The following is a 19,768-nucleotide window of genomic DNA, read 5'->3' as shown; positions in this document are numbered from 1 at the left end:
ACAGTGATTTGCTGTACGGCGTTTTTTTATGTCTGCTATTTCTGCTGCGCAGGCGCTGAACTTTCTATAGTATGATTTTGTCATATTAAATTATCTCTCAGCCTGGGCTTGCATGACAGTGTCACCTTCTTACCCGCAGCAAGCGTTATGGCAAAAGTCTGCGAACTGGGCAGGGATTATTCTATTGCACCTGTTCCTGTTGCTGGGTTTGCGGCAGATACACGGACGATATGTAGCAAAGCAAGACGGGCTGGCGTATCTGGATATCAGTATGGTGCAGCCTGTGACTAAGTCTCTTCCCAAAACCAGGCCTGAAACCCAGCCTGAAGTTGTCCGGTCACCCAGGACGCTTGCGCCGGGATTGCCATCTGTTCGTGAAAATAGCAAGCCAATTTCTGCAAACTCAACGCCTGAACCCCAGACCTTACCTGTCACTGATGTGCCAGCTACTCAAGTTGCGACTGAGAGTAATTCAGCCTCGCTTGATCTCGATGCTTTGCGGCGTGGCGCTGTTGCGAATGACAAGAAACAGCGCTTGAAAGAGCCTGCACTGGCTTTTAGTCAGCCCGTGACTGAATTGAGAATGGAAGAAAAATTTGGCAGAGACGTCGCGGATGCCAAACGCAAAAACTGCATGAATGCGTATTCGGAAGGGGCGAGAATAGGGAATGTTGCCATATCCGGTTTGCTTGTCGCTGGGGTGATCGTGGCGGATACGGTAAGTGGGAAGGGGTGTAAGTGGTGAGTTTGATTTCCGCCCGATGCAATTTCCTCGTTTGCATTGAAGGGCGAGAGTATTTTTTACGCGGACTTTACAAGTACCGTCGATAACCAACGAAAGTCGCTGGGCTCCTGCCTGCGCAGGAGCGACGACATTGGGAGTAAAGGTTATATTTTTTGGGGGGCTGGGCTAAACTTGCGCTTCTGTCGCAAGTTACCCAAACACTTTGGCTAATTCCTCTCCTGGGTTCTCAGCCCGCATAAAAGCCTCTCCCACCAAAAAGCCATGCACATTCGCTTCACGCATGCGGGTGACATCCGCTGCTGACATGATGCCGGATTCGGTAATCACCAGTTTATCCGACGTAATCCTTGGCAGCAAACCTATGGTCGTATCCAGAGACACTTCAAAAGTACGCAGGTTACGGTTATTGATGCCCAGCATGGCGGTCTTGAGTTTCAGCGCGGTGTCCAGCTCTTGCGCGTCATGTACCTCAACTAGCACACCCATGCCGAGTTCATGTGCGCAGGCTTCCAGGTCGGCCATCAAGCCGTGATCTAGTGCAGAGGCGATGAGCAGGATGCAATCTGCTCCCCAATGTCTGGCCTGATAGATCTGGTAAGGATCAATCATGAAATCCTTGCGCAATGCTGGCAGAGCGCAGGCAGCGCGCGCCTGTTGCAGGTATTCCGGCGCGCCCTGGAAGAACTGTATATCGGTCAGCACTGACAAACAGGCCGCACCGTGTTCAGCATAGCTTTGCGCAATCTCTGCTGGGTGAAAGTCGGGACGCAGCACGCCTTTTGAAGGCGAAGCCTTTTTAATCTCGGCAATCACCGCTGCCTTGCCGGCAGCAATCTTGTCACGCAAGCTGCCTTCAAAACCGCGCAGATCTGCTTGGGCTTCCTTGTTGCTCTCTACTTCTGCACGCAGGCTGGCAAAGGATTGATATTTCTTTGCTGCTGCCACTTCATCGGCTTTGACTGCCAGGATTTTATTTAAAATGTCTGACATGGGCTTACTTCCCTAATTGCTGGGTGACTGCTATGAACTGTTCCAGCTTGGCCTTGGCTGCGCCGGATGCGATAGCTGCCTGGGCCAGCTTGACGCCATCTGCAATCGACGTGGCTATGCCTGCACCGTACAGGGCTGTACCTGCATTCAGGGCGACGATATCAGTTGCTGCGCCTTCAACATTGTTCATCACTTCCAATATCTTGGCTTTTGATTCGTCTGCACCATTTACACGCAGATTGCGGTTGGATACCATTTGCAAACCAAAGTCTTCCGGGTGGATATCGTATTCGCGGATTTCACCATTCACGAGCTCACCTACCATGGTCGGTGCACCGAGTGAGACTTCATCCATATTGTCACGCCCCCACACCACCAGTGCATGTTGCGCCCCCAGTCTTTGCAAGACGCGGATTTGTATACCCACCAGATCAGGGTGGAATACGCCCATCAAGATATTCGGTGCGCCAGCAGGGTTGGTCAGTGGCCCCAGGATATTGAAGATGGTACGTACACCCAGTTCACGGCGCACCGGCGCCGCATGCTTCATCGCCGCATGGTGATTCGGTGCAAACATGAAACCTATACCGGTTTGTGCTATCGACTGGGCAATTTGTTCAGGCTTGAGGTTGATGTTCGCGCCCAATGATTCGAGCACATCGGCACTGCCGGAAGAGGAAGACACACTGCGGCCACCGTGCTTGGCAACACGCGCACCAGCGGCGGCAGTAACGAACATCGATGCAGTAGAGATATTGAAAGTATGCGCACCGTCACCACCAGTACCGACGATGTCGATCATGTTGTCCGTATTTGCCAGTGGTACCTTGGTCGAGAATTCACGCATCACTTGAGCTGCTGCGGTGATCTCGCCTATGCTTTCTTTCTTGACGCGCAGGCCCATAGTCAGCGCGGTGATCATGACTGGCGACATTTCGCCACCCATCAGTTTGCGGAACAGGAACAGCATTTCATCGTGAAAAATTTCACGGTGTTCTATCAGGCGTGTCAGTGCTTCTTGTTGAGAGATGGTCATGATGCTGTTCCAGTCAAAAAGTTTTTCAGCAGGGCGTGGCCATGCTCGGACAATATGGATTCGGGGTGGAATTGCACGCCTTCGAGATTGAATTCCTTATGGCGCACACCCATGATTTCGCCGTCATCTGTCCATGCAGTCACTTCCAGGCAATCCGGCAGGCTGGCGCGTTCTATCGCCAGGGAGTGATAACGGGTAATCGTGTAAGGGCTGGGTAAATTTCTGAAGACGCCAACGCCAGTATGCGCAATGGCAGAAGTCTTGCCATGCATGACCTGCTTGGCGCGGATGACTTTGCCGCCAAATGCCGCACCTATGGCCTGGTGACCAAGGCAGACACCGAGGATAGGCGTCTTGCCAGCAAAGCGTTCTATGACGGCGATGGAAACACCTGCTTCTGCTGGTGTACAAGGACCGGGCGAAATGCAGATATGATCAGGCTTCAACGCCTCTATCTCTTCTATCGTAATTTCATCATTACGGTAGGTACGCACATCCTCACCCAGCTCGGCAAAATATTGCACCAGGTTGTAGGTGAAGGAATCGTAGTTGTCTATCATCAGTAGCATAAGTAAGACCTCTTAAAACAGCGTAAGGGATGACTGGGTGGCAATCAGGTGAGATTTTTGGTCTGGCATTTGATCAAATCTCTCCATCCAGGCCATCTTGCACTTGTTCAGCTGCACGCAATACTGCGCGCGCCTTGTTTTCGGTTTCCTGCCATTCCATTTCTGGCACTGAATCAGCCACCACGCCAGCGGCTGCCTGTACATACAGCATGCCATCCTTCAAGACACCGGTGCGTATGGCAATCGCCAAATCCATTTCACCGCCGAAGGACAGGTAACCGCAGGCACCGCCATAGATGCCTCGTTTGACGGGTTCGAGTTCATCAATGAGTTCCATCGCCCTGACCTTGGGAGCGCCAGACAAAGTGCCTGCCGGGAAGGTGGCTTTCAATACATCAAGGTTGGACAAATCGGCTTGCAAGACACCTTCTACATTCGAGACGATGTGTTGCACGTGCGAATATTTTTCGATGACCATCTGGTCGGTGACCTTGACGCTACCGGTCTGGGCAATGCGGCCTATGTCATTGCGGGCCAGGTCGATGAGCATCACGTGTTCGGCGATTTCTTTCGGGTCAGCCAGCAATTCTTTCGCCAGTTCTGCATCGCGTTCTGGAGTAGCGCCGCGTGGGCGGGTGCCTGCCAGTGGGCGTATCGTGACCTTCTTGCTGCCATCATTCAGGCTCTCATTGCGCACCAGGATTTCTGGAGATGCGCCGATGATTTGCATATCGCCAAAATTATAGAAATACATATAAGGCGAAGGGTTCAGCGAACGCAAGGCGCGGTACAGTGACAGCGGTGAATCGACATAGGGTTTTTTGATGCGCTGGCCAACTTGCACCTGCATGAGGTCGCCTGCCATGATGTATTCCTTGGCTTTTTCTACTGCCTTCAGATAATCATCCTTGGCGAAGTCGCGTATGGCTTCTGTACGGACTGAAGCCGATGTAACAGGCGCATCAACACTACGGCGCAGCATGGCGCGCAAGTCTTTCAGACGCTGGCGGGCTTTGGACCAGGCTTCTGGCTGGGTAGGGTCGGCATACACGATGAGATAGAGTTTGCCGGATACATTGTCGATGACGGCCAGTTCTTCAGTCAGCAATAACTGAATTTCTGGCAAGCCCAGATCATCTTTTGGTGCCTTGCCAGCCAGGCGTTTTTCTACATGGCGCACGGCGTCGTAACCAAAGTAGCCAGCCAGACCACCGCAGAAGCGTGGTAGGCCAGGGCGCAATGCCACCTTGAAACGCGCCTGGAATTCAGCAATGAAATCCAGCGGGTTCATGTCGCGGCTTTCGATGATCTGGCCATTTTTCAGGACTTCGACTTTGTCGCCAAAGCTGCGCACCAGGGTATTGGCAGGCAAGCCTATGAAGGAATAGCGTCCAAAACGCTCGCCACCCATGACGGATTCAAGCAAGAAAGTATTCTTGCCGGCATTCTGGGTTTGCGCGAGTTTCAGATACAGGGTGAGCGGGGTTTCCAGATCGGCGAAAGCTTCCGCAATCATGGGGATACGGTTGTAGCCTTGCGCGGCCAACGATTTGAATTCGAGTTCGGTCATGGTTTTCTTTCAACCGCCTGCCTGCTCCTAAGGCTTATGCACGCGTCTGCAGCAGCTAGCAGCGCACACAAATTCGCTCAAGAGAGTATGGACGGGTAAGACAGATTGATATAACAAGCAAGAAGATGTGCTTGGGATGTGCACAGCCACTCGCGGCATTCGTGGTTTAACAGAATTGCCAGCGTCGCCATAGCCAGGCCTCAAAAGTGCCTGGAGTGATCATGGAACGTTTGTTATCGATGAACATTCGTTATGTGAATGGTTTGAAAGTCAATGAGAGTTTTTCGCTGACAGCAGTTGTGCTGCTACCAACAGGGTTTCGACTATACCATCACTTTGAATATTTTGTACAGCTTCGCCGTGGTTGTATCCATACGGCACTGTCAAGACCGGGCAACCGGCAGCGCGGGCGGCTATCGCATCATTGCTGGAATCGCCTATGGCCAGCACTTGTGATGGCGGCAAGCCCAGAGCCTTGCAGGCTTCGAGCATGGGCAGGGGATCAGGTTTCTTTTTTGCAAAGCTGTCGCCGCCATAGACTTGTTCAAAATAAGAGCTGATTTCTTTCTTTTGCATCAGCGGATGGGCAAATGCCAGTGGCTTATTGGTAACGCATACCAGGCGCAATCCCAGGTCACGCATGGCCTGCAGACCTTCATGCACCTCAGGGTAAAGCTGGCTGTGATCACCATTGATAGCCAGGTAATGACGCTGGTAAGCAGCCAATGCATCAGTAAAGCGCGCTGCTACGCCATCCGCATCAAAATCCAGCGACAAGACTTGCTGGATAAGATTTTCAGAGCCTTTGCCCACCATGGTCTTGATGACATCTAGCGTCAACGGTGCCAGCGCAAAGCCTTCACGCATGCGGTTGATGGCGACCAGAAAGTCTGGTGCGGTATCTATCATGGTACCGTCAAGATCGATGATGGCGGCTTTGATTTGGCTGAACATGGTGGGGCGATCAGAGATAGGCTTTCCACCTGGAATGACGAAAAGCCTGAAGATGAATAGAGGGATTAAACCTTGGATAACTCAGCGCGCATGGCATCAATGATGGCCTTGTAGTCGGGCTTGCCAAATATGGCAGAACCGGCAACAAAGGTATCGGCACCAGCACGAGCTATTTCTGCGATGTTCTCGATTTTGACGCCGCCATCCACTTCCAGCATGATGTCGCGGCCAGATTCATCAATGATCTTGCGTGCTTGTGCGATTTTTTTCAGTGTATGCGGGATAAAAGTCTGGCCACCAAAACCGGGGTTGATCGACATGATCAAAACGATATCGACTTTATCGATGACGTTTTCCAGTACATGCAATGGCGTGGCAGGGTTGAATACCAGGCCAGCCTTGCAACCATGGTCACGTATGGTTTGCAGGCTGCGGTCTATATGTTCAGATGCTTCCGGGTGGAAGGTGATGATATTCGCACCTGCCTTGGCAAAGTCGGGGATGATACGGTCTACTGGCTTAACCATCAGATGCACATCGATAGGCACTTGCACATGTGGGCGTATCGCTTCGCACACCATGGGGCCTATGGTCAGGTTGGGAACATAATGATTGTCCATGACATCAAAATGGATCATGTCTGCGCCAGCGGCGACAACATTGCGGACTTCTTCTCCCAGACGGGCGAAATCGGCAGACAATATACTGGGAGCAATGCGGAAAGTAGTCATGATGGAATCGTGCTTGAAAAAGATATGCTATTTTACCTTGTGAGGGCAAGCGGCTGTTGTCTTCGTCTGGCACAATGAACATAGTTCATCATGAAAGAAAATTATGGCAGCGTATGAAATAAGTGTATCGGTGGCGACCCAATACCTCAAAGATCAGTCCGATCCTGAGCAAAACAATTTCGTTTTTGCCTACACTATCACCATCAATAATACCGGCACTGTGGCAGCGCAAGTCATTTCACGCCACTGGATCATTACCGACAGTACCAACCATGTAGAAGAAGTCAAGGGCCTGGGTGTAGTCGGCCATCAACCCTTCCTGGCGCCAGGGCAAAGCTTTGAATACACCAGCGGCAGTTCATTGAGGACCCCACAGGGCAGCATGAAGGGCACTTATTTCTGCGTGGCAGAAGATGCCCATCGCTTTGAGGCAGAGATACCTGAGTTTGTTTTGTCTTTGCCGCGTACCCTGCATTGATACTGGCACAGTCCAGGCTTATTGCGGATTTCCATTATCCTGGCTTTGCTTGCTTTGTTCTATAGGCTTTTTATCTTCCTTGGGTGGTGTTTCTGGTCTTTCTGGTGCGCGACCATGAAACATCGTCCACCAGACGATAAAAATCAGCATGAACATCGCTACGCCTGCTTCCAGCGCTAATAACCACATCGCATCCACCTCGCTCAATAAACTAAGCGCATTGTACCTGCTAATTTGTGTGCTTATTTGCGTACCTCATTACAGGTGCTGGTCCGGCGCATTACAATAGATATACCGGCATTCATGCTGCATATCACTACTTAATAAAATCAGGAGCATCTATGACATACGAATGTATTTTGACTGAAACCCGCGACAAAGTCGGCTTGATCACCCTGAACCGCCCCAAGGCCATGAATGCGCTGAATGATCAGCTCATGGATGAACTGGGCCTGGCACTGAAAGCTTTCGACAAGGATGAAAACATTCACTGTATCATCCTGACGGGCAGTGAAAAAGCCTTCGCCGCCGGTGCTGACATCGCCGCCATGGTCGGCTATAGCTTCATGGATGCCTATAAAGATGACTACATCACCCGCAACTGGGAAACCATGCGCCAGATACGTAAGCCAGTCATCGCCGCTGTTGCAGGCTATGCTCTCGGTGGTGGCTGCGAAGTCGCCATGATGTGTGACTTCATCATTGCTGCAGAAAATGCCAAGTTCGGCCAGCCAGAAATCAAGCTGGGCACTCTGCCAGGTGCTGGTGGCACACAGCGCCTGCCACGTGCGATCTCCAAATCCAAAGCCATGGACATGTGCCTGACTGCACGCATGATGGATGTGGTTGAAGCAGAACGCGCAGGCCTGGTATCCCGTGTAGTGCCACTGGACAAGTTGATGGAAGAGGCTTTCGCTGCAGCGAATGTGATCGCTTCCATGTCTTTGCCTATCATCATGATGGCGAAGGAGTCTGTGAACCGCGCTTATGAAACGACGCTGTCAGAAGGCATACAGTATGAGCGTCGTTTGTTCCAGGCGAGTTTTGGTACGGAAGATCAGAAAGAAGGTATGCAAGCCTTCCTGGAGAAACGTCCGGCAGTATTTAAGAATAAGTAATCGCGCCTCTACTTACTACATAGATAGAGGCGCGCTATATATGGCCGCGCCTCTATAAATATAAGCCGCGTCTAGCGTCTATATAGTTTGAAAAAATCCATCTCACTCATGCAGCAATTCCAGCATCCCGCAAAGCCATGAAACCCCTGCCTTTCAAGGAGAGGCTTAGGGCGGGAATGGTTTTCGGTCGATAAGCGAAATACGATTAATATAGAAGCCCTCCGATGCGTTGCTCCTGCGCAAGCAGGAGCCCAGCGTCGATCGTGAATGAGGCGTGATGCCCGTTCACAGGCATATCCATAAATAATAAGAAAGCAGCAGGGTGCGCGCAGCGCACCCCTTGATTATGCTTTTTCTACAAACGCCCTAAATAATTTACGCCAGGGTCTTGCAAAGGGGAGGGGAAGTTTGCTATAGTTCGCCTCCCGCTGAAGAGCGGGTGAGAAATGAAGCAAAGCTGGAGATTGAGCGGAGAAGTTAAAAGCTGCGGAAAGATCTGGTTGCTGTGAATAGTTTGCAACAGTTTAGCTAGTTCGCAAGAACGAAACAAAACGAAATGAGTTGCAGGTGTTGACAGCGGCGAATAAGTGCTTCATAATCTCGTTTCTCTGCTGCTGACGCACACAACGCTGCGACGCAAAACTGGATGAATAAGTAGTCCGGTTAGGTAGAAAAGATTTAGGTTCTTTAACAATTAACAGTCAATAAATGTGGGCACTTGGTGAAGCGCACCATTCGATCTAGGTTGAATGGAATGCTTAAATAATATAGCAAGTGTTCACAAGAAATAACAAAGCAAGACGATGATTCAGAGATGAGTCATTGAACTGTCAGTATTTTGAGTGAGCGATGTGTCAGTCACATGACACAGTTCAGAAATGAACACAAAACAGAGATTAAACTGAAGAGTTTGATCCTGGCTCAGATTGAACGCTGGCGGCATGCCTTACACATGCAAGTCGAACGGCAGCGCGGGGCAACCTGGCGGCGAGTGGCGAACGGGTGAGTAATATATCGGAACATACCCTAGAGTGGGGGATAACGTAGCGAAAGTTACGCTAATACCGCATACGATCTAAGGATGAAAGCGGGGGATCGCAAGACCTCGTGCTCATGGAGTGGCCGATATCTGATTAGCTAGTTGGTAGGGTAAAAGCCTACCAAGGCGACGATCAGTAGCTGGTTTGAGAGAACGACCAGCCACACTGGAACTGAGACACGGTCCAGACTCCTACGGGAGGCAGCAGTGGGGAATTTTGGACAATGGGGGCAACCCTGATCCAGCAATGCCGCGTGAGTGAAGAAGGCCCTCGGGTTGTAAAGCTCTTTTGTCAGGGAAGAAACGGTGTTTCCTAATACGGAATGCTAATGACGGTACCTGAAGAATAAGCACCGGCTAACTACGTGCCAGCAGCCGCGGTAATACGTAGGGTGCAAGCGTTAATCGGAATTACTGGGCGTAAAGCGTGCGCAGGCGGTTTTATAAGTCTGATGTGAAATCCCCGGGCTCAACCTGGGAACTGCATTGGAGACTGTAAGGCTAGAGTGTGTCAGAGGGGGGTAGAATTCCACGTGTAGCAGTGAAATGCGTAGATATGTGGAGGAATACCGATGGCGAAGGCAGCCCCCTGGGATAACACTGACGCTCATGCACGAAAGCGTGGGGAGCAAACAGGATTAGATACCCTGGTAGTCCACGCCCTAAACGATGTCTACTAGTTGTCGGGTCTTAATTGACTTGGTAACGCAGCTAACGCGTGAAGTAGACCGCCTGGGGAGTACGGTCGCAAGATTAAAACTCAAAGGAATTGACGGGGACCCGCACAAGCGGTGGATGATGTGGATTAATTCGATGCAACGCGAAAAACCTTACCTACCCTTGACATGGAAGGAATCCCGAAGAGATTTGGGAGTGCTCGAAAGAGAACCTTTACACAGGTGCTGCATGGCTGTCGTCAGCTCGTGTCGTGAGATGTTGGGTTAAGTCCCGCAACGAGCGCAACCCTTGTCATTAGTTGCTACGAAAGGGCACTCTAATGAGACTGCCGGTGACAAACCGGAGGAAGGTGGGGATGACGTCAAGTCCTCATGGCCCTTATGGGTAGGGCTTCACACGTCATACAATGGTACATACAGAGGGCCGCCAACCCGCGAGGGGGAGCTAATCCCAGAAAGTGTATCGTAGTCCGGATTGTAGTCTGCAACTCGACTACATGAAGTTGGAATCGCTAGTAATCGCGGATCAGCATGTCGCGGTGAATACGTTCCCGGGTCTTGTACACACCGCCCGTCACACCATGGGAGCGGGTTCTGCCAGAAGTAGTTAGCTTAACCGCAAGGAGGGCGATTACCACGGCAGGGTTCGTGACTGGGGTGAAGTCGTAACAAGGTAGCCGTATCGGAAGGTGCGGCTGGATCACCTCCTTTCTAGAGTAGCGCGTAGTTAAGTGTCCACACTTATTGACTGTTAATGATAATGAACAGAGAACACAGGTAAGAGATCATGTTCCCGAAAAGGGGGATTAGCTCAGCTGGGAGAGCACCTGCTTTGCAAGCAGGGGGTCGTCGGTTCGATCCCGTCATCCTCCACCAAGATTCTGGTAGAAGTAATAGGAATCGGGTCTGTAGCTCAGTTGGTTAGAGCACCGTGTTGATAACGCGGGGGTCGTTGGTTCGAGCCCAACCAGACCCACCACAAGATCTCGACAGTGCAAACGTAAGTCAGTGCATAGTAAGAATAGAGCACAGAGATTTAGGTTTGTACTTTCAAAGCGAAAGACATAGTAATAAGTAGTTCTCGTTCTTTAACAATTTAGAAGAAGTAAAGTAGAAATAATCAAAATTATTTCTGTAAAGAGAGGTTGGTGAGTCAGCAATGACGAGCTAATCGAATTTATGGAAGGGTTGTGATTGTATCGAACAAACATAGTATTAAAAAGCGAGTTTGAAAAAGCTGTCGAAAGACAAGTTTTAGAAAAAATCAAATTCCTTGAGATACGGCAAACGCTAAAGTAATACTCATAAGTAGTAAAGAACTATAACCGGTTTTTGGTGATGAACCTGGGATTGAAGAGATTCGATAACAGACACCAGAAGCTAACGTTATAGGGACAAGTGACTAAGTGCACATGGTGGATGCCTTGGCGATATCAGGCGATGAAGGACGTAGTAGCTTGCGATAAGCTGCGGGGAGTGAGCAAACACACATTGATCCGCAGATTTCCGAATGGGGAAACCCGGCCGTAAGGTCATTGCAACCTGAATACATAGGGTTGCAAAGCGAACGTGGCGAACTGAAACATCTAAGTAGCTACAGGAAAAGAAATCAACCGAGATTCCCAAAGTAGTGGCGAGCGAAATGGGAAGAGCCTGCAAGATTTAGCATCTTTGATAATAAAACGGATTGGAAACTCCGGCCATAGAGGGTGATAGCCCCGTATATGAAATCATCGGTGTGGAACTAAGTTTGCGACAAGTAGGGCGGGACACGAGAAATCCTGTCTGAACATGGGGGGACCATCCTCCAAGGCTAAATACTCGATATCGACCGATAGTGAACCAGTACCGTGAGGGAAAGGCGAAAAGAACCCCGGGAGGGGAGTGAAATAGAACCTGAAACCGTGTGCATACAAACAGTAGGAGCGGACTTGTTCCGTGACTGCGTACCTTTTGTATAATGGGTCAGCGACTTACATTCAGTGGCAAGGTTAACCGCATAGGGAAGCCGTAGAGAAATCGAGTCCGAATAGGGCGAATCAGTCGCTGGGTGTAGACCCGAAACCAAGTGATCTACTCATGGCCAGGTTGAAGGTGCGGTAACACGCACTGGAGGACCGAACCCACTAATGTTGAAAAATTAGGGGATGAGCTGTGGGTAGGGGTGAAAGGCTAAACAAACTTGGAAATAGCTGGTTCTCTCCGAAAACTATTTAGGTAGTGCCTCAAGTATCACCGACGGGGGTAGAGCACTGTTATGGCTAGGGGGTCATCGCGACTTACCAAACCATTGCAAACTCCGAATACCGTTGAGTGCGAGCTTGGGAGACAGACATCGGGTGCTAACGTCCGGTGTCAAGAGGGAAACAACCCAGACCGCCAGCTAAGGTCCCAAAGTATAGCTAAGTGGAAAACGAAGTGGGAAGGCTAAAACAGTCAGGAGGTTGGCTTAGAAGCAGCCACCCTTTAAAGAAAGCGTAATAGCTCACTGATCGAGTCGTCCTGCGCGGAAGATGTAACGGGGCTAAGCTATACACCGAAGCTGCGGATATCCTTATGGATATGGTAGGAGAGCGTTCTGTAAGCCTGCGAAGGTGACTTGTAAAGGTTGCTGGAGGTATCAGAAGTGCGAATGCTGACATGAGTAGCGATAATGGGGGTGAAAAGCCTCCACGCCGTAAGCCCAAGGTTTCCTGTTCAACGTTCATCGGAGCAGGGTGAGTCGGCCCCTAAGGCGAGGCAGAGATGCGTAGCTGATGGGAAGCAGGTTAATATTCCTGCACCGTCGTATGATGCGATGGGGGGACGGATCGCGGAAGGTTGTCCGACTGTTGGAATAGTCGGTTTTTAACCTGGAGAAGGCTGTTAGGCAAATCCGGCAGCGTAATTCAAGGGGTTGAGACGAGTGAATTAATTCACGAAGCAATCGGAAGTGGTTCCAAGAAAAGCCTCTAAGCTTCAGTCATACGAGACCGTACCGCAAACCGACACAGGTGGGCGAGATGAGTATTCTAAGGCGCTTGAGAGAACTCGGGAGAAGGAACTCGGCAAATTGGTACCGTAACTTCGGGATAAGGTACGCCCTTGTAGTTTGACTGCCCTGCGGCAGAAGGACGAAGGGGTTGCAATAAACTGGTGGCTGCGACTGTTTAATAAAAACACAGCACTCTGCAAACACGAAAGTGGACGTATAGGGTGTGACGCCTGCCCGGTGCTGGAAGATTAAATGATGGGGTGCAAGCTCTTGATTGAAGTCCCAGTAAACGGCGGCCGTAACTATAACGGTCCTAAGGTAGCGAAATTCCTTGTCGGGTAAGTTCCGACCTGCACGAATGGCGTAACGATGGCCACACTGTCTCCTCCCGAGACTCAGCGAAGTTGAAATGTTTGTGATGATGCAATCTACCCGCGGCTAGACGGAAAGACCCCATGAACCTTTACTGTAGCTTTGCATTGGACTTTGAATCGATCTGTGTAGGATAGGTGGGAGGCTTTGAAGCGTGGACGCCAGTTTGCGTGGAGCCATCCTTGAAATACCACCCTGGTTTATTTGAGGTTCTAACCTTGGCCCGTTATCCGGGTCGGGGACAGTGCATGGTAGGCAGTTTGACTGGGGCGGTCTCCTCCCAAAGTGTAACGGAGGAGTTCGAAGGTACGCTAGGTACGGTCGGACATCGTGCTAATAGTGCAATGGCATAAGCGTGCTTAACTGCGAGACTGACAAGTCGAGCAGGTACGAAAGTAGGACATAGTGATCCGGTGGTTCTGTATGGAAGGGCCATCGCTCAACGGATAAAAGGTACTCTGGGGATAACAGGCTGATTCCTCCCAAGAGTTCATATCGACGGGGGAGTTTGGCACCTCGATGTCGGCTCATCACATCCTGGGGCTGTAGCCGGTCCCAAGGGTATGGCTGTTCGCCATTTAAAGTGGTACGTGAGCTGGGTTTAAAACGTCGTGAGACAGTTTGGTCCCTATCTGCCGTGGGCGTTGGAAGTTTGAAGGGGCTGCTCCTAGTACGAGAGGACCGGAGTGGACGAACCTCTGGTGTATCGGTTGTCACGCCAGTGGCATTGCCGAGTAGCTATGTTCGGAAGAGATAACCGCTGAAAGCATCTAAGCGGGAAACTCGCCTTAAGATGAGACTTCCCAGAGACTTGATCTCTTTAAAGGGTCGTTCGAGACCAGGACGTTGATAGGCTGGGTGTGGAAGTGCAGTAATGCATTAAGCTAACCAGTACTAATTGCCCGTAAGGCTTGTCCCTATAACCTTAGCAGGTAATAGGCTACGACAAGTATTGTGAAGCGTTTGCGAAATGTGCTAGCTGTGGAAACAGCAGGCAAGTTCGACAGCAGTCACAACCACTACCTCAAGCGATGGTCTCGCTTGGGGTAACAAAACAAATTTGATTAGTGCGAATAAGATCGCACACTCTACTTAACTTCTTCTGAATTGGATTTGTTGCCAGCTACAAAACAACGTAGCGATCAACGAATCAACAAGTTATGCCTGATGACCATAGCTAATCGGTACCACCCCTTCCCATCCCGAACAGGACCGTGAAACGATTACGCGCCAATGATAGTGCTGCAACCAGTGTGAAAGTAGGTTATCGTCAGGCTTTTATTCCGCATACCCCCACACAAGCTATTGTGTGGGGGTTTTGCTTTTGCGCGAACGGAAATGCATCGGGCCGTAGCAAACAAAAACTACGTCAAGACCTCTCAACACAGAGGCACAGAGACACAGAGGGGCACTGAGAAAGGCAAGAATAGAGAGAAATTTCTGCTTTTACTCTGGGGCTCAGGTTCTCTATTTCCCCATTGCTGAAACGTTCTCTTCCTCACCGCACGTCCCGTCAACCAACGACGCTGGGCTCCAGCCTGCGCTGGAGCGACGAATTTGAGGCTGGCTCTCTTACAACCTGTGCGACTGGCTGCCAGCATCGCTACCATTGTTGACGCTGTCGCTCAAATCTTTGCATCCGCATGCACGTGTTTCAACGTGAAAACTTAACATCGTCGCTCCAGCGCAGGCAGGAGGCCACCGGGCTGGCGCTCCAGCGGTGTTCGTTGACTAACCAAGAGGCTCACTTATCTCGTCACTCCTTTGAAATTCAGTATACTGTTCTGTTGCTACACAGTCTAAGTAACTCTGATATTTCAAATGATTAAGTGCAATCTATCCTTCATTTGCCCAAAGACCTGGGACGAGATGACTCGAACAGAGAGTCACAGAACAAGATATTGCGACAGCTGCAATCAACAAGTGCATTGGGTAGATAAGCAGGAAGACTTTGATCGTGCTGCTGCAGAAGGCAAGTGCGTTGGATTTGAAACGAACGGAACACCAATGCTGGGATTACCTGATGGCGTTGAGCAAGAGCCCATTTTGCGAATTGAGGTGCAAGATTTGTCAGCCAAGCAGCTCTATTTTTTAAAGCGTGAACTCTATCAACATTTTACGTACACTGAAATCAGGCACTTGCATACTGCAAAGCATTCAGAAATTGCAATGGGCTTGCATGGGTTACGTGTGTTGGCTCAGCGTTTGAACGAACTTGGTATCAGGAATCACATTGTCCATGACCTGTAATTAATACAAATTGCCTTAAATTTTGTCTGCACGCCAGTATGTTGAGAGGGTGTTGAGAAAAAGGCTGCATACAAGCAGCCTTTTGTCTTTTTCTGAGCCTCTGCAGATGAGGTCTCAAAATCTTAAAACGCGTATCCAGCCTTCAGCACCGCAAAATTCACACCAGGATTTGGATGTTTAACACCGCCATTTGAATAATGCTGGATCTTGAAGCTCAAATCCCAGCCGTCTTTGGTGACATAGCCTACGCCGATATGGTCACCGAACTGGAAGTTGGTCGAAAAATGGCGGTTGTTGTTGTCATAGATTTCTGACAGCATGTGCAAGCCTATGCCGGCTTCGCCATAGACACCTTTTTTGCTATCATTTTGAAAGCGGAAGACGGGAGTAACGCCTATATCTGCCAAATTCTGTGTGCCGCCCTTGCCTTCGAAATTACTGCCACGCCATTGTGCGAGGGTATAGTCCCAGTAGCCACCGACGTGTGTGCCATTGGAGGAAAACCATTGGTTGGACCAAGCGGATTGCAGGCCAAGGCGCAGCATCTTGGTTTTATTTCCAGTAGCAAATTCCAGCGAAACAGTATCAATGGCGAATACGGATGAACTGGCGCACATGGCGGTGACGGCAACGGCGATTAAAGATGAGATACGCAGGCGCATAAAAAGGGCTTTCAGGTGAAAATAAGGAATCAATGGGACATCAATATAAAACCACAGCCCCTATTGTAGCAACGTCTTGCAATACGCTGCTAAGAGCTAGCGTTTACAATTAAGTTCCGCCAATCATATCCGCATTAAAGGGTCAGTGTGAAGACAGTATCTGAAACAAATATCGCTTTTCTGGGCACTGGTTTAATGGGCAAGCCCATGGCGCGCCGCTTGTTAATTGCAGGGTATCCAGTGACAGTATGGAACCGCACCCGCACAAAAGCAGAAGCGCTCACAGCAGATGGCGGTATCGTAGCCGAAACGGCCTTGCTGGCTGTCAAGCAATCCAATGCGGATATCGTGATTACCATGTTGGAAGATGGCGACGCGGTGGCAGGTGTGATCGCACAAATCCTGCCAGCCTTGCGTGCCGGGAGTATCGTCATCGATATGAGTTCCATACAGCAATCGCAGGCGCAGGCGTTACATGCCTTGCTGCAAAAACAGGATGTGCATTTTATCGATGCGCCGGTTTCCGGTGGTGTCATTGGTGCGGAAGCGGGGAGCCTGGCCATCATGGCGGGTGCGGAGGAAGCAGTTTATCCAGAGGCGGTACAGGTATTGTCTGCCATGGGCAAGCCACAACGCGTAGGTGACCCAGGAACAGGGCAACTGGCCAAACTCTGTAATCAACTGATAGTTGGCGCAACGATTAATATTGTGGCCGAGGCTTTATTGCTGGCACAGGCAGGTGGTGCTGATCCTGCGGCGGTACGCCAGGCATTGCGAGGTGGATTTGCCGAGAGCCGCATACTGGAAGTACATGGACAGCGTATGCTGGATAGAACTTTCATGCCCGGTGGGCAGGTCAAAAGCCAGGCCAAGGATATGGAAAATATCCTGATCGCTGCACAGTATGCGGGCGTTGATTTGCCTATCACCAAACTGGTGACGGATGTCTATCGCGGCTTGCTGCCCGTCTATCCGCATGCTGATCATTCTGCGGCTTTGCTGGCACTGGAACATAAGAATCCGGGTAAGCGTTTGAGTGACAAGCAGGATATATTGCCAGAGTAGAAATGAATCTTTGCTGATGCGCAGAAAAACAGCGTTTGTGTATCGGTAGTCATAACGGACTCTGGAATAAGATAGGTGCAATAGACAGATGCAAAGCTCAATGCCTTAATGCAGTACTAATGCGGCACTAATTGAATAAGCAAGCACAGTATCAAGCACAGTAGTAGTATGTAAATAATTGAACCAGGATTACTATGAGTAGCAATATCGTCAAAGCCGTATGCCCGCATGATTGCCCCGACACATGTGCCCTGCACGTGACTGTAGAAAACGGCGTCGCTACTTCAGTCAAAGGCGATCCCTTGCATCCGACGACGGCGGGCGTATTGTGCACCAAGGTATCGCGTTATACAGAACGCACTTACCATCCTGACCGTTTGCTTTATCCGCAAAAACGCATAGGCAAAAAAGGTGAGGGCAAGTTTGTCCGCATCACCTGGGAGGAAGCGATTGCGACCATCGCTGAAAAACTCAAGCCGCTGGCTGCCAGCAATCCGTTATCCATCCTGCCTTACAGTTATGCAGGAACCATGGGCCTGGTGCAGGGCGAGAGTATGGCAATGCGCTTCTTCAACAAGATTGGTGCTTCATTTCTGGATCGCACTATATGTGCGACAGCGGGTGGCGTCGGCTATAAATATACCGTAGGTACGCGCCAGGGCGCAGACATAGAACATACCCAGAATGCGAAACTGATCATCATGTGGGGTGGCAACCCTATCGCGTCAAATCTGCATTTCTGGATGCGCGTGCAAGAGGCCAAACGCAATGGTGCGAAGCTGATTGCGATTGACCCTTACCGTTCACTGACCGCAGAAAAATGCCATCAGCATATCGCCTTGTTGCCGGGTACTGATTCTGCCTTGGCGCTCGGTCTCATGCATGTTCTGATACGTGAGGATTTGCTCGATCACGATTACATCGCAGAACATACCCTGGGCTTTGAACAATTGCGTGAACGGGTTGCAGAATGGACACCGGAGCGCGTTGCTGAAGTATGCGGTATCAGCGCCGATGAAGTCGTCCAACTCGCCAAAGAATATGGCGAATGCGGCAAGCGTGGCGAAGCCAGCATGATACGCATGAACTATGGGGTGCAAAGGGTGCATGGTGGCGGTATGGCAGTGCGCAATATCGCTTGTCTGCCCGCGCTGACAGGTGCCTGGCGTCATGCTGCTGGCGGTACGCAATTGTCGATGTCTGATGCCTTCCCCAAAAATACTGCAGCCTTGCAAAGACCAGATTTATTCCCTGAAGGTTTCCCTCGCCGCACCATCAATATGAGCACCATAGGTGATGATTTATTGCGTGAAGCCTCACCAGAGTTTGGTCCCAAAGTGGGGGCCGTGATCGTCTATAACTCCAATCCTGTCGCTATCGCGCCTGAGTCTTCCAAAGTCGCACAAGCCTTTGCGCGTGAAGACCTGTTCACGGTCGTTCTGGAACACTTCCAGACTGATACCGCAGACTATGCCGACATATTATTGCCAGCAACGACGCAACTGGAACATACGGACATTCATAGCACCTATGGCCATCTGTACATGATGGCGAATAATCCTGCGATTACCCCTCTTGGTGAAGCCAAACCGAATACAGAGATCTTCCGTCTGATTGCCAGGGCCATGGGTTTTGACGATGCCTGTTTTGCAGACAGCGATGATGATATCGCCGCATTGGCCTTCAATAAAAATCATGCACATGCGGTGCATTTTGACTGGTCTTCATTAAAGAAAACTGGCTGGGCCAAACTGAAGGTGGCAGACGCGCCGTTTGCCAATGGAGGCTTTGGTACACCATCCGGTAAATGCGAGTTTTATAGCGAGACCATGAAGCGCGATGGACTAGACCCCTTGCCCGCTTACATAGCCCCCTATGAATCAGTGGCATCGAATGCAGCGCTGGCATCGCGTTATCCGCTGGCCATGATTTCTCCTCCAGCGCGCAATTTTTTGAATTCCACGTTCGTCAATGTACAAAGCCTGCGTGATACCGAGGGTGAACCGCATCTGGACATACATCCGCAAGATGCCAGCAGTCGTCACATCGTACAGGGCGACAAGTTGAGGATATTCAATGACAGGGGCAGTTTTGAAGCCATCGCCCGCGTTACCGACAAAGCCAGGCCGGGCCTGGTGGTAGGCTTGTCGATATGGTGGAAAAAACTTGCAGATGACCGCAAGAATGCCAACGAAGTCACCGGTCAGCGCCTGACTGACATGGGTGGTGGCCCTACTTTCTACGACTTGCTGGTACAAGTTGAGAAGTGTGCACAAACTACTGCTGCATAAATCAACATCGCCCTCATCTTGCATCACCAGCCTGTCATAACTGTGACAGGCTGGTATTGTTGCACATCAAAAGCAGGCAAAATCTTCCAATGCAGATTTGTTGCGCTGCGACATTTCCCTAGAGGATGCTTTCAAGTAGGCTTTAAATCGCTTGCTTTAGCCGAACTTAGCCGATAGCATCGAAACTAGGAAACCCATGCCTGCAAGGCTTGTCTTTGTGCAATTACACCGTGCGTAGTGATAGGCG

14 protein-coding genes, 2 tRNA genes and 3 rRNA genes are annotated in these 19,768 nt (G+C 50.4%); 11 read left to right on the top strand and 8 right to left on the bottom strand.

The features are described 5' to 3' along the window. The first annotated feature begins 112 nt into the window (after positions 1–112). Positions 113–745 carry a hypothetical protein gene (locus tag UNDKW_RS24225; protein WP_162060839.1) on the top strand — a complete coding sequence of 211 codons (633 nt, stop codon included), beginning with the start codon at positions 113–115 and terminating at the stop codon, positions 743–745. Positions 746–934: 189 nt separating this feature from the next. On the opposite strand, the gene trpC is transcribed toward UNDKW_RS24225, so the two are convergent. The 6 genes from trpC to rpe all read right to left on the bottom strand — a co-directional run bounded on the left by trpC (position 935) and on the right by rpe (position 6,595). Beyond that, complete coding sequence (gene trpC, locus UNDKW_RS24220) at positions 935–1,735, bottom strand: indole-3-glycerol phosphate synthase TrpC (RefSeq protein ID WP_162060838.1); 801 nt, start codon at positions 1,733–1,735, stop codon at positions 935–937. 4 nt (positions 1,736–1,739) lie between these two features. After that, the gene (gene trpD / locus UNDKW_RS24215) at positions 1,740–2,771 is read right to left on the bottom strand and encodes an anthranilate phosphoribosyltransferase (protein WP_162060837.1); all 1,032 of its coding nucleotides are present in this window, start codon (positions 2,769–2,771) and stop codon (positions 1,740–1,742) included. Next, entirely contained in the window at positions 2,768–3,340 is a 573-nt protein-coding gene (locus tag UNDKW_RS24210; protein ID WP_110258194.1) for an aminodeoxychorismate/anthranilate synthase component II, read from the bottom strand. The genes trpD and UNDKW_RS24210 overlap by 4 nt, the downstream gene beginning before the upstream one ends. A 73-nt stretch (positions 3,341–3,413) precedes the next feature. Continuing rightward, positions 3,414–4,910: an anthranilate synthase component I gene (gene trpE, locus UNDKW_RS24205; RefSeq protein ID WP_162060836.1), complete on the bottom strand. Its 1,497-nt coding sequence runs from the start codon at positions 4,908–4,910 to the stop codon at positions 3,414–3,416. Between the two features lie 270 nt (positions 4,911–5,180). Next, entirely contained in the window at positions 5,181–5,864 is a 684-nt protein-coding gene (locus UNDKW_RS24200; protein WP_162060835.1) for a phosphoglycolate phosphatase, read from the bottom strand. A gap of 65 nt (positions 5,865–5,929) precedes the next feature. Beyond that, positions 5,930–6,595 (bottom strand): ribulose-phosphate 3-epimerase, encoded by a 666-nt coding sequence (rpe, locus tag UNDKW_RS24195; RefSeq protein ID WP_162060834.1) that lies wholly within the window; start codon positions 6,593–6,595, stop codon positions 5,930–5,932. A gap of 103 nt (positions 6,596–6,698) precedes the next feature. Here rpe and apaG point away from each other — a divergent pair, with 103 nt between their 5' ends. Continuing rightward, on the top strand, positions 6,699–7,073 hold the full coding sequence (gene apaG / locus UNDKW_RS24190; protein ID WP_162060833.1) for a Co2+/Mg2+ efflux protein ApaG: 375 nt from the start codon (positions 6,699–6,701) through the stop codon (positions 7,071–7,073). 18 nt (positions 7,074–7,091) lie between these two features. Here the strand turns inward: apaG and UNDKW_RS30030 are convergent, their stop codons facing one another. Beyond that, positions 7,092–7,262: a hypothetical protein gene (locus UNDKW_RS30030; RefSeq protein WP_174247614.1), complete on the bottom strand. Its 171-nt coding sequence runs from the start codon at positions 7,260–7,262 to the stop codon at positions 7,092–7,094. A gap of 152 nt (positions 7,263–7,414) precedes the next feature. Between UNDKW_RS30030 and UNDKW_RS24185 the strand changes: the two genes are divergently transcribed. From UNDKW_RS24185 to UNDKW_RS24155, 7 genes are all read left to right on the top strand, one after another. Then, positions 7,415–8,191: an enoyl-CoA hydratase gene (locus tag UNDKW_RS24185; RefSeq protein WP_110258199.1), complete on the top strand. Its 777-nt coding sequence runs from the start codon at positions 7,415–7,417 to the stop codon at positions 8,189–8,191. 898 nt (positions 8,192–9,089) lie between these two features. After that, positions 9,090–10,618 (top strand): 16S ribosomal RNA (locus tag UNDKW_RS24180). Positions 10,619–10,707: 89 nt separating this feature from the next. Then, positions 10,708–10,783 (top strand) — tRNA-Ala (locus UNDKW_RS24175). 26 nt (positions 10,784–10,809) lie between these two features. Then, positions 10,810–10,886: transfer RNA gene (locus UNDKW_RS24170), tRNA-Ile, on the top strand. 413 nt (positions 10,887–11,299) lie between these two features. Further along, positions 11,300–14,172, top strand: a 23S ribosomal RNA gene (locus tag UNDKW_RS24165). A 244-nt stretch (positions 14,173–14,416) separates the two neighbouring features. After that, positions 14,417–14,529: ribosomal RNA gene (rrf, locus tag UNDKW_RS24160) — 5S ribosomal RNA — on the top strand. The 16S, 23S and 5S rRNA genes sit together here with 2 tRNA genes alongside, the layout of an rRNA operon. A gap of 593 nt (positions 14,530–15,122) precedes the next feature. Continuing rightward, positions 15,123–15,503, top strand: a complete 381-nt coding sequence (locus UNDKW_RS24155; RefSeq protein ID WP_162060832.1) for a hypothetical protein — start codon at positions 15,123–15,125, stop codon at positions 15,501–15,503. 122 nt (positions 15,504–15,625) lie between these two features. Here UNDKW_RS24155 and UNDKW_RS24150 read toward each other — a convergent pair whose 3' ends face one another. Continuing rightward, the gene (locus UNDKW_RS24150) at positions 15,626–16,165 is read right to left on the bottom strand and encodes an acyloxyacyl hydrolase (RefSeq protein ID WP_162060831.1); all 540 of its coding nucleotides are present in this window, start codon (positions 16,163–16,165) and stop codon (positions 15,626–15,628) included. A 147-nt stretch (positions 16,166–16,312) separates the two neighbouring features. Here UNDKW_RS24150 and UNDKW_RS24145 point away from each other — a divergent pair, with 147 nt between their 5' ends. Together UNDKW_RS24145 and UNDKW_RS24140 are read left to right on the top strand one after the other, a co-directional pair. Further along, positions 16,313–17,230 carry an NAD(P)-dependent oxidoreductase gene (locus UNDKW_RS24145; protein ID WP_255431523.1) on the top strand — a complete coding sequence of 306 codons (918 nt, stop codon included), beginning with the start codon at positions 16,313–16,315 and terminating at the stop codon, positions 17,228–17,230. 194 nt (positions 17,231–17,424) lie between these two features. Then, the gene (locus UNDKW_RS24140) at positions 17,425–19,521 is read left to right on the top strand and encodes a molybdopterin-dependent oxidoreductase (protein ID WP_162060830.1); all 2,097 of its coding nucleotides are present in this window, start codon (positions 17,425–17,427) and stop codon (positions 19,519–19,521) included. Positions 19,522–19,768: the final 247 nt, after the last annotated feature.

Origin of the sequence: Undibacterium sp. KW1, from assembly GCF_009937955.1 — a bacterium.
In the GTDB taxonomy this organism is placed as follows: Bacteria; Pseudomonadota; Gammaproteobacteria; order Burkholderiales; family Burkholderiaceae_D; genus Undibacterium.
The sequence above is the reverse complement of the archived record's forward strand: the minus strand, read 5'-3'. Positions and strand labels throughout refer to the sequence as shown.

What these genes read in the sequence shown, in the direction of transcription:
- UNDKW_RS24225 (WP_162060839.1), top strand. Translation starts at nt 113, where the DNA reads ATGACAGTGTCACCTTCTTACCCGCAGCAAGCGTTATGGCAAAAGTCT.
- UNDKW_RS24155 (WP_162060832.1), top strand. Translation starts at nt 15,123, where the DNA reads ATGACTCGAACAGAGAGTCACAGAACAAGATATTGCGACAGCTGCAAT.
- UNDKW_RS30030 (WP_174247614.1), bottom strand. Translation starts at nt 7,262, where the DNA reads ATGTGGTTATTAGCGCTGGAAGCAGGCGTAGCGATGTTCATGCTGATT.
- UNDKW_RS24185 (WP_110258199.1), top strand. Translation starts at nt 7,415, where the DNA reads ATGACATACGAATGTATTTTGACTGAAACCCGCGACAAAGTCGGCTTG.
- rpe (WP_162060834.1), bottom strand. Translation starts at nt 6,595, where the DNA reads ATGACTACTTTCCGCATTGCTCCCAGTATATTGTCTGCCGATTTCGCC.
- trpE (WP_162060836.1), bottom strand. Translation starts at nt 4,910, where the DNA reads ATGACCGAACTCGAATTCAAATCGTTGGCCGCGCAAGGCTACAACCGT.
- trpD (WP_162060837.1), bottom strand. Translation starts at nt 2,771, where the DNA reads ATGACCATCTCTCAACAAGAAGCACTGACACGCCTGATAGAACACCGT.
- UNDKW_RS24140 (WP_162060830.1), top strand. Translation starts at nt 17,425, where the DNA reads ATGAGTAGCAATATCGTCAAAGCCGTATGCCCGCATGATTGCCCCGAC.
- trpC (WP_162060838.1), bottom strand. Translation starts at nt 1,735, where the DNA reads ATGTCAGACATTTTAAATAAAATCCTGGCAGTCAAAGCCGATGAAGTG.
- UNDKW_RS24150 (WP_162060831.1), bottom strand. Translation starts at nt 16,165, where the DNA reads ATGCGCCTGCGTATCTCATCTTTAATCGCCGTTGCCGTCACCGCCATG.
- apaG (WP_162060833.1), top strand. Translation starts at nt 6,699, where the DNA reads ATGGCAGCGTATGAAATAAGTGTATCGGTGGCGACCCAATACCTCAAA.
- UNDKW_RS24200 (WP_162060835.1), bottom strand. Translation starts at nt 5,864, where the DNA reads ATGTTCAGCCAAATCAAAGCCGCCATCATCGATCTTGACGGTACCATG.
- UNDKW_RS24210 (WP_110258194.1), bottom strand. Translation starts at nt 3,340, where the DNA reads ATGCTACTGATGATAGACAACTACGATTCCTTCACCTACAACCTGGTG.